Raw genomic sequence first — 18,513 nt, forward strand, 5'->3', positions numbered from 1 at the left:
TGGCGAATCGAACGGCCTCCCCGCGAAGCTGGTTTCAACTTTGCTTGGGACTGGCTTAGAATGGATGGTTTTCTATTCTGTCATTGCTACGGAGCAACCAATGTCTCACCCCACACTCACAACGCGCCATCGGTTTTGTACATGCCTGATCGGCTGTGTGTTGTTGATGGGAAGCCACGTTGCTTTCGGACAAGAGACGCCTGCGGTCCATTTGAGTGACGACACGTTGTTAACGTTCGAGCCCGCCGCGAAAGGGAAAGTGCTGATTGCCAAGGAGGACGACTTCCTTCAACGGCTGGGCGATCTTGAAATCCAGACGCGTATGCAAAGTGAACAACCGGTTACCAAGCAGGCTTACATCGAAAGCCTGCAAGCGGGCGTCAAGGATTGGCAGGAAGACGAGATGAAATACGTCGAACAGGCCACGAAAACGGTTCGCGAGCGGCTTCAAGAGTATGACCTTCCTTTCCCGAAGCAAATTCATCTGATTCGCGTTGCTGGTGAAGTCGAAGGAAACGCACCGCATTGCCGCGAAGCAAGCATTATCCTTCCAGACGCCTTCTTCGCACTTCAGGAACGAGCTCCAGGCATCTTAGCCCACGAGCTTTTCCACGTGCTTAGCAGCCACAATCCCGAGCTGCGTGACAAAATGTACGGTGTGATTCACTTCCGTCCGACTAACGAGGTGCGACTGCCGAAGGAACTGCAGCCGCGGCGAATCACTAACCCCGATGCAACCGGCAATTACCATGTCGTCATGTTGAACATCGACGGCGAAGAAACCCCTGTCGTGCCGGTATTGCTCACGAAGTCGAGCGAATATCGCCCCGGCGGCCTGTTCGCGAACTTGAGCTTCCAGCTGATGGTTCTAGAAAAGCAAGACGGCAAGTACGTCGCCTTATTAAACGACGGACGCCCGCGACTTCTTTCACCGCGCGAAGTCCCCGACTACACCGCGCAGATCGGTCACAACACCGGTTACATCATTCACCCAGAAGAAGCCTTAGCCGATAACTTCATGCTGCTGGTCATGAACGCGAAGGACGTGCCCGATCCTTGGGTGATCGAAAACTTGAAACAGGTTTTACCCAAGCGCGAGACCAGCAAAGCTCAATAATTGCCCGGCCCGATCAAGCCCAGCTCAACCGCAAAACGGACGAAATCGGCTCGGCTGCGAAGTCCCAGCTTCACGCCGATTCGCCCGCGATACGTTTCGACCGTCTTCACGCTGAGATCCAACTCGTCGGCGATCTCCTGGTTCGTGTACCCTTTGGCCAGTTGCAGAAAGACGGTCTTCTCGCGGGCACTCAAGCTTTTCAAGGGTCCTTTCTTATCGTCGGCGGACGTATCATTCTCGGCGACCAACAGCGATCCAACCTGGCTCGGGTCGAGATCGAGGTCGACAAAAATCTTGCCGCTGGCCACCGCTCGAATCGCTGCGGCGACCTCGGTATCGGCGGCCGCTTTCACAACGTATCCGCTCGCTCCACTGGCCAGCGCCGCGCGGACGAGCCCTAAATCATCATGCATCGACAACACAATGATCCGCGTGTTCGGCACATCGCGTCGGAGTGATTCGATGTAGGGCAACGTGCTTCCGCCTGGCATCGTCAGGTCGAGAATCAGCACGTCCGGTTCCAGCCGCTTTATTTCTTCCAGAATATGATCGGTATCGGAAACTTCGCCCACCACTTCCATGTCGTCGTTCATCTGCAGCAGCAGTTTCAGTCCGGCACGGAAGACCGAGTGATCGTCAGCAATCACTAATCGAATTTTCTTCGTTTCACTCATTGTCGCACCGGCAGTTTCACACGAAGGAAAGTTCCGCCGCCTGGCGGAGAAAGGATGACCAGTTGCCCACCCAACAGCGATGCACGCTGCGAGATGCTGGTCAGCCCCAAGCCGCTTGCTTCTGTCGTATTGACCTCGCTCGGAAGTCCGGCGCCGTTGTCTTCGATTTCCAAAAGCAGCTCCCCGCTGCGACTGGCGACCAGCACCCGAACGCGCTGAGCTTTGGCGTGCCGTACCACATTAGTCGTGGCTTCTTGAATGATGCGGTAGACAGCCGTTTGTACCGGAACCGAAAGCACCGAGTAGTCACTTACCTCCAGCGTCAAATCGACCTCTAAGTCATGGATTTGTCGCAAGTCCTCCGCCATCCTCTCGAGCGCCCCTTCGAGTCCCAAGTGATCGAGCGCGGCAGGTCGCAGGCCGTTCGCAATCCGGCGGACCTCGTGCACGGCGTGGTTCACGATGTTGCGTAAGTCGTTCAATCGTTGAGGGTCGCTGGAACCATCCGGCTGGTTGCCAATCGTTCGCAGTCCCATCATCACCGAAGTCAGCGACTGGCCGATTTCGTCGTGCAGGTCAAACGCGATCCGACGACGTTCTTCTTCCTGCAGCGAGACAAACGTTTCTAGCAAGTCGGCCCGCATCAGAGCCAAACGCTGTAGAGGGCGAATCATCGTAAACCACAGCACGGGAAACAACACTAACGTCAGCAACACGGCATCAGCGAACGCGGCCGTCCACGAGACGTGACTTTCGCTCAGCAGGACCGGCAACAGCAGCATCACCGTGACTTCCCCGAGGAACACCACGAGCAAGATGGTCACGGCAGCACGCCACGGCTGAATCGGATAATTCCTGGCGGAGGGAGAAGTGGTCATGAAAATCGCCAAAACAAAATCGAAAGCAAATCAGGCCAAATCAATCGAGTACGTCTCAGGGAGGGCCAGCATTCTATTCTAACAATCGGATGATTTTTCTGTTAGCGGAACGGCAATTACCATGCCTGCCGGGGGTCGCCATCCAAGCCCTCGACAAAGCCATGTCAGGGAATCCCTTACAAGGCCGCGAAGATTACGGCTTCTCCTGAATTGCGACTTATTTGCTGGTAACCAACAATAAACCAATGCCCACCTATGCGACCGCTCGTCGCTATGTCGATTGAAACCCCTAACACGGAAACCGAGCAAACGCCGCCGGGATTAGACGTATGTCTCAGCCAACCGAAACAAGTAGCCAAGGCATCCTCTCCACGATCGTTAAGATCGTCCCGTCGGTCCTCGTCATCGGGGCCCTGGGGGCGGCGTGGCTCGCCGTGCATCACATGAACACCACCGACGAAGAGCATGGCGAAGCGACCGATGACCACGCGACTGAGGAAGTCGTCGCCGACGTGCTGACACTTCCACCTGGCAAAGTGAGTTCGGCCCAGCTGGTCATCGCGCCGGTATCGACCGAGATGATTCAGCACTCGCATATCGTCCCTGGCCGCATCATTTACGACCCAACGAAACATATCGAGGTCCGCTCGCCCATCGACGGTGTTCTGCGCAGCGTCGAAGTAAATCCTGGCGATCAGGTGACAAAGGGCCAACTGCTGGCCACCGTCACCAGTCCCGAAATTGGCAAAGCCCGCGCCGAACTGCTTCGCTGCGAAGCAGAAGGCAAATTGGTCGCTGCCCAAACCGAGCGAACCAAACAGATCGCTGACAACTTGCAGCATTATGCCAATCTGCTCGCTGAAGATGCCGAACCAGAGAAGATTGAAGCAGAATTGAAAAACCGTTCGCTCGGCAACTTTGGCAAGACCTTGCAGCCTGCTCACTCGAAGCTGAAACTCTCGCGCGATCTGCTGAGCAACATTCAACCTCTTTCGGAAACGGGGGCCATTTCTGGCAAGACCTTCCGCGAACGCGAATCGCAATTCGAGGTGGCTCGAGCCGAATTTCAGGCCACGCTCGATCAGGCGATTTTCGACGCCCAGCAATCGCAACGGCAAGCAGACGCCGATCTGGCCGATGCCCAGCGGCAAGTCGAGATCGCCCGCGATCAACTTCGATCGCTCTTGGGTGACGACCAAGCCGCCACGCTCGAAAAGTCGGGCGAGAACATCTCGGAACTGCGTGTTGTCGCCACGATGGATGGCACGATCGAAGCGCGACACTTTGCCGCTAACGAACGTGTTTACCGTGCGGACAGCTTGTTCACACTGGCCGATACTTCTTCGCTGTATGTCGATGCCAACATTCGCGAAAACGACTGGCCGGCTGTTCGGATTAAACCGGGCACCGAGGTTCGGATCACGTTGCCCGCGCTCGTCGGCCAGACGTTTCACGCGCATGTGAAATATGTCGGCCGCGAAGTTGCTCCAGAAACAAACAGTGTGCCGGTGGTGGCTTCGTTGAGCAATCCCGAAGGCTTGCTTCGTCCTGGGATGTTCGCTCGAGTGACGCTGCCGATCAGCGATCCGAAACGTTCGCTCGCGGTCAGTGCCGAATCGATCGTGCATCACGACGATCGCGAATTTGTCTTCGTACAAATCGGTGAATACGAGTTTCAATGCGTCGAAGTCGAAACCGGCCTGCACTCGGAAGAATGGGTTGAGATTCGTGGCGGATTGGAAGGGAACGAAAAGGTCGTTCAAAAAGGCGCGTTCCTGCTTAAATCGGAATGGCTGTTGGAAGGTGAAGCGGAATAATCGCCCGCTTGGTTTATTGGTTTTCCTGCTTAGCCTCCCGTAATCTGTGGTTTCCTCATGCTCACGCACCTGATTGATTTTTCGCTTAAGAATCGCGGCCTGATCATCATTTTGACGTTGTTGATGGCTGGAGCTGGTTTCTACTCGGCCATCAAATTGCCGATCGATGCCGTACCGGACATGACCAACGTGCAAGTCCAGGTCGTGACCGATGCTGGTTCGCTCTCGCCGATCGAAGTCGAACGGTATGTGACCTACCCGGTCGAAAACACCATGGGCGGTCTGCCCGACGTGGAAGAACTGCGAAGTGTCTCGAAATTCGGCATCTCGGTGGTGACCATCGTGTTTAAGGAAGGGACCGACGTTTACTGGGCCCGTCAATTGGTTGGCCAACGTCTGAGCGAAGCGGCCTCGAATATTCCGCCCGGCTACGGCACGCCTTCCCTTGGCCCGCTGACAACCGCGTTGGGCGAAATCTTGCAGTTCGAGGTCCGCAGCAATCATCATTCGCCCATGGCACTCCGCACAATGCTCGAATGGGAGATCGCCCCTAAACTCCGCGAAGTCTCCGGCGTGACCGAAATCAACTCGCATGGCGGTTTCTACAAGACGTTTGAAGTCCGCCCTGATCCTGACCGGATGACCAGCTACGGCATCACGCTCGACACGCTGTTCTCGCATTTGGAAAACAACAACGCCACGGCTGGTGGTGGTTATGTGGTGCACTACGGCGAACAGCGCTTCGTTCGTGGAATGTCGCTCTTGGAAGATGAAGACGATATTCGCTCGGTCGTCCTTCGCCGCGAAGCGGATGGCACGCCGATCCTGGTCGGCGATGTGGCGGACGTCGAAGTCGCTCCGATGACACGCCAAGGTGCCGTAACTCGCGATGGTCGGGGCGAAGCGGTCACGGGCCTGGTGATGATGCTGATCGGCGAGAACTCTCGCGAAGTCGTGCAGCGTGTGAAAGCCCGTTTGGAGGAAATCGAACCAACGTTGCCGGAAGGTGTGTGGTTGGAAGTCACGTACGATCGGGCTGCCCTGATCGGGCGAACCTTGAAAACAGTGCTGACCAACTTGACCGAAGGTGGCTTGCTGGTGATTGTCGTGCTGCTGTTCATGCTGGGCAGTCTGCGTGCGGGGATTGTGGTGGCGTTGGCAATTCCCTTGTCGATGCTGTTTGCCACCAACATCATGTTTACCACTGGTGTGACAGCCAGTTTGATGAGTCTGGGAGCGATCGACTTTGGTCTGATTGTCGACAGTTCGGTGATCATGATCGAGAACTGCATGCATCGCTTGTCGCATAACAACGAGGGCAAATCGCATATACAAGTGATTCGCGATGCAGCGATCGAAGTGCGAAAACCAACGATGTTCGGTGAATTGATCATCTCGGTCGTGTTTGTGCCGATCTTGATGCTGCAAGGCACCGAAGGCAAGCTGTTCCGCCCGATGGCGATGACCGTATTGTTTGCCTTGGCTGGTTCGCTTGTCTTGTCGCTCACCTTCATGCCAGCGATGGCTTCGCTGATGCTGCCCAAGAAAATGGAAGACAAGGAGGTGTTCCTCGTTCGCTGGATTAAATACATCTACGATCCGATCGTCAGTCGAGCGATTCATTACTCGGGAACGACCGTGGCGATCGCCCTGGCAGTGTTCGCGTTGAGCATTCCGATTGGCCTGAATCTCGGGGCGGAGTTCATGCCGCGACTCAACGAAGGGGACTTGCTCGTCGAAGCTGTCCGCTTGCCCAGCGCGACGCTGGAAGGTTCGATCGCCATGTCGACCCAGATCGAAAAGACGCTGCTGAAGTTTCCTGAGGTGAAAACGGTCTTCTGTAAAACGGGCCGTCCGGAAATCGCCAACGACGTGATGGGTGTCCACCAGACCGACGTCTGGGTGCTGCTTAAGCCGCCACACGATTGGCCGGAAGAGAAGACACGCGACGACCTGATCGAGGAAATGTCGGAAGTCCTGAACAGCAACGTGCCCGGTGTCGCATTTGGCTTCACACAGCCAATTGAAATGCGTGTCGATGAATTGGTCGCTGGCGTCAAAGCCGACGTGGCCGTGCTGCTGTATGGCGACGACTTGAACATCTTGGCGACCAAGGGCAAACAAATTGAAGCTGCTCTGCGAAAGATCCCAGGAGCAGTCGATGTGAAAGCCGATTACCAAGCCAACTTGTCGACCATTAACATCACAACCCAGCCCGACAAACTCGCCCGCTATGGGGTGGATGCTCAAAGCGTGCTGGACGTGATATCGTCGATCGGCGGCCTGCCTGTGGGGCAAATTTTTGATGGCCGGGCGAAGTTCCCGATTCTCGTTCGCATCCCTACCCAATGGCGCGAGAATCTGTCTCTGTTGGAGCAACTTCCGGTTGCCGAAGCAGGTGGGCAGCCGATTCCATTGAAAGAACTTGCCGAAATCAAGCTCGAAGAAACGCCTCCCAGCATCGAGCACGAAGCGATTCGTCGTCGTACCTTCATTGCGGCCAACGTTCGCGGTCGAGACGTCGCCTCGTTTGTCAACGAAGCGAAAGCGACCATTGCCAAGGAAGTCGAACTGCCGGCCGGATACGAAATCCAATGGGGTGGCGACTTCGAGAACCTGCAATCGGCCAGCCAGCGATTGGCATTGATCACACCGCTGGTGCTGTTGATCATCTTGCTGCTGCTGCACACCAGCTTGGGATCGGTTCGCCTGGCACTGTTGATCTTTCTGGCCGTGCCGATGGCCGCATCGGGTGGGATCATCGCGCTTGCCATGCGTGAGATGCCTTTCAGTATTTCGGCAGGGGTTGGCTTCATTGCGTTGTTCGGCGTGGCCGTGCTCAATGGTTTGGTCTGGGTGAGTGCCGCCGAGCATCAACGTAAGAACGGAATGCCGCTCGACCAAATCAGCCACGACACCGCACTGGCTCGACTTCGACCGGTGCTGATGACCGCGATGGTGGCTAGTCTCGGATTCTTGCCGATGGCCCTCTCGACCAGCGACGGTGCCGAAATGCAGCGACCACTGGCCACCGTGGTGATCGGCGGGCTGATTACTTCGACCCTGTTGACCTCGCTTGTCGTCCCGGCGATTTACCCTTGGTTCGCCAAAGGGCTGCCGGTGGACGAAGACGCCTAGACGCCACGATTTGTCACTCTTGTCGCGGGCAGAGCGATTTCTGGCGAGCAATCGTGGTGGAAATAGTTTATGGTGGGAATCCTTAACGCCCACCTTCTTCCTCCAGATTCGCTTGAACTTGCCATGATCCGCTCGTTTGTTTTGCGATTTGCCGTGACCCTTTGTGGTTGTTTTGCATTGGCCTCCTCTGCTCTGGCAGGCGAATTGAATCCAGATTTCTCGCAAGAAATCGACCGTCAACTGGCCGCCAGCCCGGCGGATACCGAGTTCGCGATTTGGATCGGGCGTCCCGACGGCGAGACACTTTTCGAACGCAACGCCGAGCAAATGATGCCGACCGCCAGTGCGATCAAGGTGGCAATCTTGCTCGAGTTCTTCGCCAAGTACGAGGATCAACTCGACAGCCCACCCGCTGGCGTGAAGCCGCTGTTCGAGTCGGATCATCCCGCGTTCAGCCACTTCAACCAAGCGCAACGCGAGGAGATCGAGAAGTATCTGGCCAAAGCGACCGTCGCTGAAATTGGCTATCGCATGGTTCATACGGCAGGAGCCCCGAATCGTGTTTACAACGGAGCGACCAACATTGCGACGGCATTGTTGGGTGGTCCCGCGAAGACGACCCAGGCAATCCATGCCCGCGATCCAGCTTTCCAAGGAATCGTGGTCAATCGCTATCAACTGGCCGATCGCAAAGCGAACGGCGACAACGTTGCGTCCGCGAAATCGCTGGCCGCCGTGCTGGCAAAACTGGCAACTGGCAAGGTAGCCGGCTTGCAGGACGACACCGTCCAACGCATTCATAAGATCTTGAGCATCGACGGCGCCGCGCCGGGCGTCACTAGCTTCGGCAAGTCGGGCTCGCTCAGCACAACGCCGGTTACCCGCGTCCTCTCGGGCTGGGACGACGATGGCCAAGCCACGCTGGTTTACGCCATCATGGGTTCTGCCCCGGCCGATGGTGGCGAAGGAAGTGCCAAGTTCGCTCAGCTTCGCGGTAATGTCGCAGCATTGCGGGACGCAATCGCGAAGCCTCGTCCCATCGATGCCGATGTGCTGCTGCGTGGCGGTTTGGTTTTCGTCGGCGACGACAGCGAACCCAAAGTCGGAAATGTTGCCATCAAAGACGACAAAGTCATCGCCGTGGGTGACTTCCCGCTGGGCGAAATCGTGTGGACGATCGACTGCGAAGGACTGGCGATCAGTCCGGGCTTTATCGATCTGCATAACCATAGCGATAACCCGATTCAACGACCGGCGACCCGTTCGGCCGCGAACTACCTGACGCAGGGTTGCACCACGCTGGTCACCGGCAACTGTGGTTCCGGGCCGGTAATCGCTGGGGCTTATTACGACAAAATCGACGAACAAGGCGCCGGTGTGAATATCGCTCACCTGCTGCCGCAAGGTTCGCTTCGCTCGCGTGTCGTCGGCGAGACCGATCGACCGGCAACCGAAGACGAAATGAAGCAAATGAAAGACCTCACAGACCGGGCGATGACCGAAGGTGTGTGGGGCATGTCGACCGGTCTGATCTACACGCCAGGTTCGTTTGCCGATACCGACGAGCTGGTCGAGATCGCCAGCGTCGTCAGCAAGCGAGGTGGCATCTATGCCAGTCACATGCGGAACGAAGGAACCGAACTGCTGGAAGCGATCGAGGAGATCCTCGCCATCCAAAGTCGTGCCAACATTCCGGTTCATATCTCTCATTTCAAATCGAGTGGTCAGGACTCGTGGGGATTGGTTCGCATCGCAATCGAAAATATCAAAGCGGCTCAGAAAAAAGGAGCGATCGTCACGGCCGATCAATATCCTTACACCGCGTCGAGCACGTCACTCGGAGCAACCGTTATTCCCAGTTGGGCTCGCTCTGGCAGTCGGGCCGATATGCTGACTCGCATTCAATCGGATACCGAAGCAGGTGCCAGGGCTCGCGAGGCGATGCAGCACAAGCTGAAAATCACCGACAACGGGCATCGCATTCAAATTGCTCACTTCTCCAGGAACCCTTCCTGGGCTGGGCGTCGCTTGGACGAAATCGCCGCCGAAAAAGGAATCAGCACATTCGACCTGGTGATCGAGATCGAAGAAGCTGGTGGGGCTCAAATCGTCAACCACAGCATCAACGAAGATGACGTCCGTTACGTGATGACCTTCCCTTGGGTCGCCACGGCTTCCGATGGCGGCGCCAAAATCCCTGGGGCCAGTGTTCCGCACCCGCGAAGTTACGGTACGTTCTCGCGTAAGATCGGCCTTTACTCCGTTCGCGAGAAGATTATCTCGCTTAATCACGCCGTCCGTAGCAGTACCGGTTTGCCTGCCGATATTTTGGGAATGACCGATCGCGGCTATCTCCGTCCAGGCCAAGTCGCCGACATCGCGGTTTGGGATCCCAAAACGTTCCTTGATACGGCCACTTTCATCAAGCCGCATCAATACTCGGAAGGCATCAAGTACGTTTTCGTGAATGGCGAGGTCGCCCTGAGCGAAGGTCACTTGACTGGAGCCTTGCCGGGCAAGGCACTGCGCAAAGTTCCCAAGCCAGCGGAGTAGCACGCGTCGCGAACTCAAACATCGCGAGCACGTTCATCCATATATTGGGCCAGTTCCGTCTCCATTTCTTCATCAAGGGACATGATCAGTTCCGTGATGTCGAGCGAATCGGCCCCGGCCTCTTCATAGATATCAGGCGAGGTCGTAAGCTGCTCGATCGAGACGCCCAATTGCTCAGCCATCAAGTTCAAAAGACGCTCCCGCCGCGCTTCATTGCGGTTCCGCTGAAAAACGTAGGTTTGCCCAGGCAGCTGAACGAACCACAACAAATGCCCGCACTGGGGGCACGGCGCATCGCCAGTCATGATCGAAGGTTCGATCACCACACAGGCCTGACAAATTGGACAATTCCCAGACTGGCCTTCCGGAGTTCGTGACGAAATGGTCATGGCAAAATATTTTCCTTTAGCGGAGCCTGATGCGACGATCGATCGATCGACCCGGTTTGGTCATTGGAACCACATTCCTATGCGGACTCAAGGAATTTGTTTTACGGCGCACGGGCTCGATTCGTGCAGCGCTGATTTCGCTTCACCCAACAACTTGATCGATTCACCGTCGAACTGACCGGTCGATCCACAGGAACGATGACCCCGGGCGCTACCGGATGCACTGACACGTGTCTGTTTGACGAACGGGTTGCTTGTTTCCCTTGAACGGAGCTTTGTCGCAATCGACGAACAAGATTCTGACGTCGTCGTGGGCATCTCCGCGGCTTACGGGAAGATGAAACTGGCGTGTTCGATTCAGCGATTTGCTTCGGTTGGACGGCCAGTGACGAGCACAGGAGATGATCGATGTTCATCACGGCCACGTTCACCACAGAACCGATTCCTTCGTTGAGGTTCACTGATTTGTCGGTTGAAGCGGGAGATAGCTTCCGCTTCCGCCGACGCTTTGGTTCCGGCTTATTGCCCGGCGGCCGCCATGACCACAGGTTCTTACCGTCCTCCTCCCGCTGTTCGAGATACCGCTGGTTCTGCTCAGTTTGCTGTCGAGCAAGCGTCTGCTTTTCGTTGACCTGCTTGATCACCTTTCGCAAGCGAATACCGAGTGATTTCCACGAGTGCCGCCGGCGTTTGGCTGGATTGGCGACGCACAGTTGCAGTTGGTCAAGCATCTCTTGCGGAGTTCGCGGAGGGATTGGCTCATCATCACCCGTTTGTCGCTGTTGTTGTTCTTTTAGCGACCCATCCAAGGCGCGTAATCGCCCGGCGACTGAGACCAAGGCTTGGTCGATGTGTGTGATCAGCTCGCGTACCGAACGGTGGATTTCTTCACCCGTCGGAGGCTTCGTCCGCTTCAGCGGGGGCAGAACGCCAGCGCTGTAGGCGTCGAGTTCGGCAGCGAGTTGGACGTAAGTATCAGACATCAGGAAAGCGACGAAGTAAGATTCGTACAGTACGTCAATGCAGATGGTAAACGAGTGATGGCTTCGGTTATCCAGAGATCGTGTAAACCTGGCAAGCGATTTTTTCATGCCTGCCAGCGCAAGGTGTTGCCCAGGCTACAGAAGAAACTTTTCCGGCAGCCGTCGGGGCCCAGTCCTAGCGTGGCCGATCGATGATGCCACTTCTCTTAATCGGCACGCGAAATGCTTATTACCGCCTCGTCACAAAAGCATTTCATTTACCGATAGGAGACGAGCCATGAGCGATTCATGGGGGCTTTGCAAGGGTTGCAAGTGGTGGCAGATTGAACCCGATGCAAGCGTAACTGACCAAACGGCCGGGTTTTGCATCGATGAAAAGCTGCAGCCGTTTCAGCTACGAATTACCGGCAACGGCGGGTGTAATCGGTTTGCCGCGGGCAAGCCAGCCCGGGCGGAGGGCTCGAGTGAGAAGCCGCCCGAGGCCGCGCCGCAGCGTTAGTTCGCAGACCTGAGTGATCGGGCATCGACCACGATTAAGGACGCTTGGTGGGCAACCCCGCGTCGACATTGGAAAGCCAGGTGGTCAATTGATCCTTGAGCTCGGCGGTTAATTCGGGCTTCGTTTGCGCGAGATCTTGGCGTTCGCCGAGATCTTTCGCTAAATCGTAAAGTTCGCACGAATCGTCGTCGTAGTTCAGGATCAGCTTATAGTTTCCACGGCGAATCGCCGAACCAGGCCGATTCGCTTTGTGGAAGGCAAAGTGCGGGTAATGAAAGAACAGTGCTTCGCGCTGCAGCTGACCTGCCGCGAAGAGAGGACGCAGCGTCTCTCCGTCGAGCGATTCTCCGTCGGTAAGTTCGCAACCAGTGGCATCGAGGATTGTGGCCGTTAGATCCATGCTAATGACCGGCGTATGATCAATTTGGTTCGCCTTCGTCACCCCAGGCCAACGCACGATAAGTGGTACCCGCAGGCCACCTTCGTAGAGATATCCCTTCCCTTGCTTTAACGGCCGGTTATCCGTGGCACCAGACCATCCGCCGTTGTCGCTGGTGAAGATCACCAAGGTATCATCGGCGATTTCCAGATTGTCCAGTTCTTTCAGCACACGACCAACAGCCCGATCGGTTGCTTCCAACTGGGCACCGTAAATCGGATTCTTCAGCCCAGGCCCTTCTTGCCCTTCAAAGTGTGCCGTTAACTCAGCGGGAGCTTCAAACGGATAGTGAGGATTGTACGTCCACAGGCAAACCAGCATCGGCTTGTCCTTCTCACGTTGCATAAAGGCAATGGCCTCGTCGGCGAGGCGATCGGTGAGATACTCTCCTTCCTTTCGCGGCGGGAGCGATGGTATGCGGTATGGATCGAAGTAAGTCGGCGGACCACCAAAGCCACAGCCACCGAGATTCACATCGAACCCTTGTTCTGTTGGCCAAAACTTGGGGTCGGTCCCCAAATGCCACTTGCCGAAGAAGCCGGTGGCGTACCCTTTCTTCTTGAGCCGTTCGGCCAACGTCGTCGTTTCGTGAACCAACTCATGCCGCGTGGCAGGCGGCTGTACGACGCGATCTTCTGGCCAGAACGATGGGATATCGGCCCCATGCTGCGTGATATGTAGTCGGGCTGGTGCCAGTCCGGTGATCAGTGCTCCGCGTGTTGGGGAACAGACCGGCGCCGCGGCATAAGCGTCGGTGAAGCGAACGCCTTGTTTCGCCAGCTGATCGAGATGTGGCGTGCGGAGACGATCGTTCCCCTGGCAGTGCAAGTCCTTCCATCCCAGGTCATCCGCCATGATCAGTAATATGTGCGGTGGAGCCGCTTTTGCAGGCAAAGTAAACAGAGCACCGCTGAAAGCGACCAGGCAAACTACCAGACGAAACATTCGACGACCTTCTCACGCGTGGTTCATGACGACTTGGGCGGGGCGTTGGAGGGGGTTCTTTCACGATAGCCCAAATCGTGGCCGTTGAAAACTTAGTCTGGATGCCCTTCCCTTCCCCGACTCGCAAAACGGTCGTTGTCGATGGCTTCAATCACGTCGCTGGGAACATCGCCGTCGGCATATCGCCACCAGCCGGCGACCTGATAGGGATACTTGCTGGAATCGTACTGGTCCGCGAAGACGAACCAGTGCCGCTCGCCGACTTCCAGGGAGTTGTGACGAAGCAGGAGCGATTGGTGATCCTTCTCCCGCTGCTGTTGATACTCCGGTGGAGGGAGCCCGCCCGGTTCCACGACCAAGTAAAGATACTCCGGCACCTCACCACTGGCCTGATCGATCTCTAGCCACGCTTTCCGCCAGTGATCGCCGTCGGAGGGGCGTTCGTCCTGCTCCTCAAACCGCACAATCTTCGCCAGGCAAGCTCCTTTGGCGGTGCGTAATAGCGGTTCTGCCGAGGCATCACCATGAGGGTGCCCTGCGGGTTGGCAGCCAGTGAGAAGCAGAAGAGAAACAATCAACGTAAATTTCAAAGCGGACATGACCATCGTCTAACCCTGAAAAGAAAAGAGTCGCCATCTACCAGCATGACGACTCACGGCGACGATTGGTTTTGAAGATCGCTCTACCACCTCTCTCAGACGGATTGTTTGCGAAACGCTCGAGGGCTGATTCCGATTGCTAGTTTGAAGCGGCGCGAGAAATAGAATGCGTTCTCGAATCCGACTTGCTGGGCAATCGTCGTAATTGGGTAGCCGGTGTGCTGTAGCATTTCACAGGCTCGCTCAATGCGTTGCTGTTCGATGAATTGGACTGGTGTCTGATCCACTTGCTGGCGAAACAAGTGAGCGAAGCGTGACGGCGACAAGTGACACTGGCGGGCCAAGTCTTCGATACGGAGCGGCTGATCGAGATGCCGACAGATGTAATCGAGCACGTCGCTAATCCGCGGATCGATTCCTTCGCCCCGTTCGAGCACGACCTGTTCGTGACAGCCGAGTAATACCGATTCGAGGGCGTTCAGTGCCAACGGCTCGCGATGATGGCGATACCCGGCCGTCAACTGCACCACTTCCTCGAAACGACGAGCCAATGCCTCGCGGGCCGCTTCGTTCTTCAGACGAACGTACCCGACGCCAGGGGCCAAGGTGGGCCATTTGAGCCAGGTACGCCACTGCGAAGTTGGCAGGAAGTGTGCCCATAGCAGTTCCCACTGGTCGACCTCTGAAGCGACTTCGTACCGGTGCGGCGTGTTGGGCGAGATCAGCACCACATCGTCCGCCTCAGCCAGAAACGTCTCGCCTTGATAGCTGAAAAGTCCTTTACCAGAAACGGTATAGATCAACAGCCAATCATGACAACCGGTCGGTCGGTCGACGCGATAACCGGGCCCTTCATGAAAATGACCGGCGGCAAGATACCGTTTTCGCTTGGTGGTAGAACTAGTAGGCATAGCAGGATTGTACAAGTATTGAACCGCAAAGTGAATTCCCAGCGGTAGCGTAAATGCCGATAATAAGAATCAGCCAACTGGCAGTCCCCTTCCCTTCATGCCCGCTCGTTTCCTATTAACAGGATCCTTGAACATGTCTGGCTTCACCGTCAACGCCCAGCAGATCGCTCAGTTTCAGGACGAAGGTTTTCTGATTGTTCGCCAGATCTTTCGCCCTTCCGAAATGGCAGCGTTGATCGCGTACGCTCGTGGCGACGAATCGATGCTTGGGGAATCGTATGTGCGGAACGACGGCCAAGGAGGCGAGACCCGCCTGGCCGTGCGGAACGATCTGGCCGACGACTCGCTGTACACGGCGGTTGTGCGCAGCCAACGTATTGCCGGGACGATGGCCGCCTTGCTGGGGGACGAGGTGTATCACTATCACCACAAGATGACGCTGAAGCAGCCCAAGACCGGCGGAGCTTGGGAGTGGCATCAAGACTATGGCTATTGGTATCACAACGGTTGTTTGTACCCAGACATGGGAAGCTGCATGCTGGCGGTCGACAAAGCGACGCAGGCAAACGGCTGCTTGCAAGTGCTGCGTGGTTCGCACAAGCTTGGCCGCGTCGACCACGTAAAGGTGGGGGAACAAACGGGCGCCGAGCCAGCCCGCGTCGAAGCGGCAATTGCGCGGCATAAATTGGTTTACTGCGAGATGGAACCGGGGGATGCCGTCTTTTTTCACAGCAATCTGCTGCATCGATCGGACCAGAATACGTCGGAACTCCCTCGCTGGTCATTGATCTGCTGCTACAATACGCGTCACAATGATCCCATTGTCACGGGCGGCCGGCACCCCAATTACTCGCCGCTGGAAATCTGGCCAGACGAGCACGTGACCGAAGTGATCGAACGACAGGCGGCGGTAGATTAACGAGGCCCACTTCCCTTGAAGGAAGCCGCCTCGCAGCACGTCGACGAGGCAACGGATGACGCGTATTGCTTTGCTGGGGACCGGCCTGATCGGCCGCTTCTACACCGAATCACTTCATGGTAAGCGCTCGCGCGACCGCGTAGCGCTTGTCTACTCACGCAGCGAAGAGAACGCGAGGGCATTTGCGGAAGAGTTCGATATTCCGCGTCACACGACAGATTTGCAAGCAGCGGTTAACGATTCGGAAATCGATGCCGTCATTATCGGCTTGCCCAATCATTTGCACGAACAAGCTGTCGTCGCCGCGGCCGAAGCGGACAAAGCGGTGCTGTGCACCAAACCACTGGGGACCAACGCCGCGGAATCGCTGCGGATGCTGCAAGCCGTTGAGAAGGCAGGTGTATTTCATGGCTACCTGGAAGATCTTGTCTATACCCCGAAAACGCTGAAGGCGCTCGGCTCGGTGCAGGCGGGTGCGATCGGCGACGTGCTGTGGGTTCGCTCGCGAGAAACCCACCCCGGCCCGCATAGCGATTGGTTCTGGAACAAAGAGTTCTCCGGTGGCGGGGCGATCATCGATATGGGTTGCCACTGCATCGAGATCGCTCGTAACTTCATCGGCAAAGACATTCGCCCGGTCGAGGTGATCTGCTGGGCCGATACCCAGGTGCATCCGGTCGACGTCGAAGATCACGCTGTCGGCATGGTCCGCTACGAGAACGGAGCGATCGGGCAGTTCGAGGTAAGCTGGGCATTCCGTGGCGGGATGGACCTGCGAGACGAAGTGGCGGGCACCGAAGGAACGATCTGGCTCAATCATTGGCTGCGAACCGGTATGGAAATGTTCTCGGCCGGCGGCCAATCAGGTTACGTTGCCGAGAAGGCCGAGAGCGACACGGGCTGGCTCTTCCCGGTCGGCGACGAAGCGGCCGCGCTGGGATACGTCGATATGTTTACGGACGTGTTGAATCAGTTGGAATCAGGCGGAAAGCCAATGGAAGACTTCTACGATGGTTACATCGTTAACGCGATCATCGATGCTGCCTACGCTTCGGTTCAAAGCAAGCAGTGGACCGCCGTCGAACTACCACTGTGGCGTGGCCGAACGAACGTTCCCCACGTGGGCGTATCACGCGACTTCGATGAAGAGCACTTGCTGATCAAACGCGAGAAGATGCCCAGCGGCGCAACAAAGCTGATCCTACGTCACAAAACAACGGGCGAAGTCAGCCAACGGGTCGTTGAGGCAGAATGATCAGAGAGAGCGTGACCCCGGATCACACCGATGGACACGGATAAGACTCTTATGGTGGAATCAACATAAAAGCGTTCCCCCCAGTAAGAAGGCCACGATTGATCTGGCTCGAAAAACGGGGCCAATCACCAATCCTCATACGGCGAATGCAGATGCGGCTGTGGCCCTTTAGGAAAAAACCGCTCGTATTCGACTTCGGCCTGTCCAACCGTCTTGAGGCGAATCTTTCGGTCGGAACTGACCTCGATAAAGAACAGCTCGGGGGCTTGAGCTAGTGGTCGGATACCTTTATCCGAGATGTGCGTGCCTAGGAGCGTCAGACTGAACAATTCCGGAGCATGGGCCAACTTGGCGACGCCACGATCGGTAATGCTGGGATTGGCCAGGTATAGGTCAGACAGGTTAGGCATCTTCGCCATCGTGGCTAGATCTTCGTCGTTAATGCATGGGGCATCCAGATAGATGGATGACAAGGTCGGAACCTGAGGCCAGATCTCTGATGTTGCAAGCGTGGCATCTTGCTCGGACGGCAGACAAGTCATTTCCAAAGACTCCAGATCCGGCATCTGGGTGACAATCTCAAGACTGCGGCCGGTGACTTGCGACATCGGTAACAACATAGTTTTGAGCTTCGTCAGATTCTTCAGATGCGCGACTCCTTCGTCCGTGATTTGCGGCATCTTATGGATCGTGAGGTACTCCAGTGACCGTAGTTGGCCCAGCTTGGAAAGTCCTTCATCGGTGCCGGTCGACTCCACAATGAAGATTTCCTTCAGACTTGAAAACTCGCCGATCGCTGCCAACTGGGCGTCGGTGACTTGGGTGTCGAGTAAGCCCAACTCTCGGACCCGCGTCGCCTGTGCGAGTATCGCCAGACATTCCGCCGACGGGGACATGCGCGCGAAGCGAATTGTTTGCAGCTCTGGCAAGTCGGCAAGGATCCTGGCGACGTCCTCGTTGAATTCGCAATCTTGCAGGTCGATCGTTTGCAGCTTTCGCAGATGGATAAGGGTCGTTGCCAACATTTCCGCCGATCGACCATACGTATCAACGGTGACCGCATGCGACGCGTAGTCTTCCCCTAAGAGCGCTTTCATCACGAAGTTGCCGGGGGGTCCTTCTTGGTCGCTCCATTGAGCAAGCTCCCAGTCATAGTCAACGTATCCCCCTCCACGACCTTCCGAAGTCAACTGGTCAATCGCTACTTGCTCCGCAGGGCTCCAATTGGTGAACCAGAAGAGGAATAGCGTCAGAATCACCGCACCCAAAAGACATGCGGCAACTAGTGACACAGGTACCAACCAACGGCCATGCAGCGGTCGGGAAGATGATTGATCAGACATGACGGGTGAAATGAATGGAGTCGTTTCAGATTTCGCAAAGCATGAACCATGCCC

General features: G+C 56.4%; 15 protein-coding genes. 7 read left to right on the forward strand and 8 right to left on the reverse strand.

Annotation, left to right across the window (positions count from 1 at the left end; all coding sequences use genetic code 11):
* The first annotated feature begins 100 nt into the window (after positions 1–100).
* A complete protein-coding gene (locus C5Y83_RS15985) occupies positions 101–1,117 on the forward strand; it encodes a hypothetical protein (protein ID WP_146117796.1) in 1,017 nt (338 codons plus the stop codon).
* Here the strand turns inward: C5Y83_RS15985 and C5Y83_RS15990 are convergent.
* Together C5Y83_RS15990 and C5Y83_RS15995 are read right to left on the reverse strand one after the other, a co-directional pair.
* On the reverse strand, positions 1,111–1,791 hold the full coding sequence (locus C5Y83_RS15990) for a response regulator (protein WP_105330710.1): 681 nt from the start codon (positions 1,789–1,791) through the stop codon (positions 1,111–1,113). The two genes, C5Y83_RS15985 and C5Y83_RS15990, sit on opposite strands and share 7 nt — an antisense overlap.
* Positions 1,788–2,669 (reverse strand): sensor histidine kinase, encoded by an 882-nt coding sequence (locus C5Y83_RS15995; RefSeq protein ID WP_105330711.1) that lies wholly within the window; start codon positions 2,667–2,669, stop codon positions 1,788–1,790. The genes C5Y83_RS15990 and C5Y83_RS15995 overlap by 4 nt, the downstream gene beginning before the upstream one ends.
* Before the next feature lie 329 nt (positions 2,670–2,998).
* Here C5Y83_RS15995 and C5Y83_RS16000 point away from each other — a divergent pair, with 329 nt between their 5' ends.
* The 3 genes from C5Y83_RS16000 to C5Y83_RS16010 all read left to right on the forward strand — a co-directional run bounded on the left by C5Y83_RS16000 (position 2,999) and on the right by C5Y83_RS16010 (position 10,177).
* Positions 2,999–4,486 carry an efflux RND transporter periplasmic adaptor subunit gene (locus C5Y83_RS16000; protein WP_105330712.1) on the forward strand — a complete coding sequence of 496 codons (1,488 nt, stop codon included), beginning with the start codon at positions 2,999–3,001 and terminating at the stop codon, positions 4,484–4,486.
* A gap of 57 nt (positions 4,487–4,543) precedes the next feature.
* Entirely contained in the window at positions 4,544–7,624 is a 3,081-nt protein-coding gene (locus C5Y83_RS16005) for an efflux RND transporter permease subunit (RefSeq protein ID WP_105330713.1), read from the forward strand.
* 69 nt (positions 7,625–7,693) lie between these two features.
* Positions 7,694–10,177 (forward strand): amidohydrolase family protein, encoded by a 2,484-nt coding sequence (locus tag C5Y83_RS16010; RefSeq protein WP_199195049.1) that lies wholly within the window; start codon positions 7,694–7,696, stop codon positions 10,175–10,177.
* Between the two features lie 14 nt (positions 10,178–10,191).
* Here C5Y83_RS16010 and C5Y83_RS16015 read toward each other — a convergent pair whose 3' ends face one another.
* Together C5Y83_RS16015 and C5Y83_RS16020 are read right to left on the reverse strand one after the other, a co-directional pair.
* Positions 10,192–10,566, reverse strand: coding sequence for a phosphopantetheine-binding protein (locus C5Y83_RS16015; RefSeq protein ID WP_199195050.1), 375 nt, complete (start codon positions 10,564–10,566; stop codon positions 10,192–10,194).
* 101 nt (positions 10,567–10,667) lie between these two features.
* On the reverse strand, positions 10,668–11,549 hold the full coding sequence (locus C5Y83_RS16020) for a hypothetical protein (protein WP_105330714.1): 882 nt from the start codon (positions 11,547–11,549) through the stop codon (positions 10,668–10,670).
* A gap of 277 nt (positions 11,550–11,826) precedes the next feature.
* On the opposite strand from C5Y83_RS16020, the gene C5Y83_RS16025 reads away from it, so the two are divergent.
* Positions 11,827–12,048, forward strand: coding sequence for a hypothetical protein (locus C5Y83_RS16025; RefSeq protein ID WP_105330715.1), 222 nt, complete (start codon positions 11,827–11,829; stop codon positions 12,046–12,048).
* Between the two features lie 34 nt (positions 12,049–12,082).
* On the opposite strand, the gene C5Y83_RS16030 is transcribed toward C5Y83_RS16025, so the two are convergent.
* From C5Y83_RS16030 to araC, 3 genes are all read right to left on the reverse strand, one after another.
* Positions 12,083–13,432, reverse strand: a complete 1,350-nt coding sequence (locus C5Y83_RS16030) for a sulfatase (RefSeq protein WP_105330716.1) — start codon at positions 13,430–13,432, stop codon at positions 12,083–12,085.
* Positions 13,433–13,524: 92 nt separating this feature from the next.
* Positions 13,525–14,031: a hypothetical protein gene (locus C5Y83_RS16035; RefSeq protein WP_105330717.1), complete on the reverse strand. Its 507-nt coding sequence runs from the start codon at positions 14,029–14,031 to the stop codon at positions 13,525–13,527.
* A 95-nt stretch (positions 14,032–14,126) separates the two neighbouring features.
* Complete coding sequence (araC, locus tag C5Y83_RS16040; RefSeq protein WP_105330718.1) at positions 14,127–14,942, reverse strand: arabinose operon transcriptional regulator AraC; 816 nt, start codon at positions 14,940–14,942, stop codon at positions 14,127–14,129.
* A gap of 133 nt (positions 14,943–15,075) precedes the next feature.
* Between araC and C5Y83_RS16045 the strand changes: the two genes are divergently transcribed.
* Positions 15,076–15,861, forward strand: a complete 786-nt coding sequence (locus C5Y83_RS16045; protein ID WP_105330719.1) for a phytanoyl-CoA dioxygenase family protein — start codon at positions 15,076–15,078, stop codon at positions 15,859–15,861.
* A gap of 55 nt (positions 15,862–15,916) precedes the next feature.
* Positions 15,917–17,116: a Gfo/Idh/MocA family protein gene (locus C5Y83_RS16050; protein WP_105330720.1), complete on the forward strand. Its 1,200-nt coding sequence runs from the start codon at positions 15,917–15,919 to the stop codon at positions 17,114–17,116.
* 125 nt (positions 17,117–17,241) lie between these two features.
* Here the strand turns inward: C5Y83_RS16050 and C5Y83_RS16055 are convergent, their stop codons facing one another.
* Complete coding sequence (locus C5Y83_RS16055; RefSeq protein WP_105330721.1) at positions 17,242–18,459, reverse strand: hypothetical protein; 1,218 nt, start codon at positions 18,457–18,459, stop codon at positions 17,242–17,244.
* Positions 18,460–18,513 lie beyond the last annotated feature (54 nt).

This window comes from Blastopirellula marina (assembly GCF_002967765.1).
Taxonomy (GTDB): domain Bacteria; phylum Planctomycetota; class Planctomycetia; order Pirellulales; family Pirellulaceae; genus Bremerella; species Bremerella marina_A.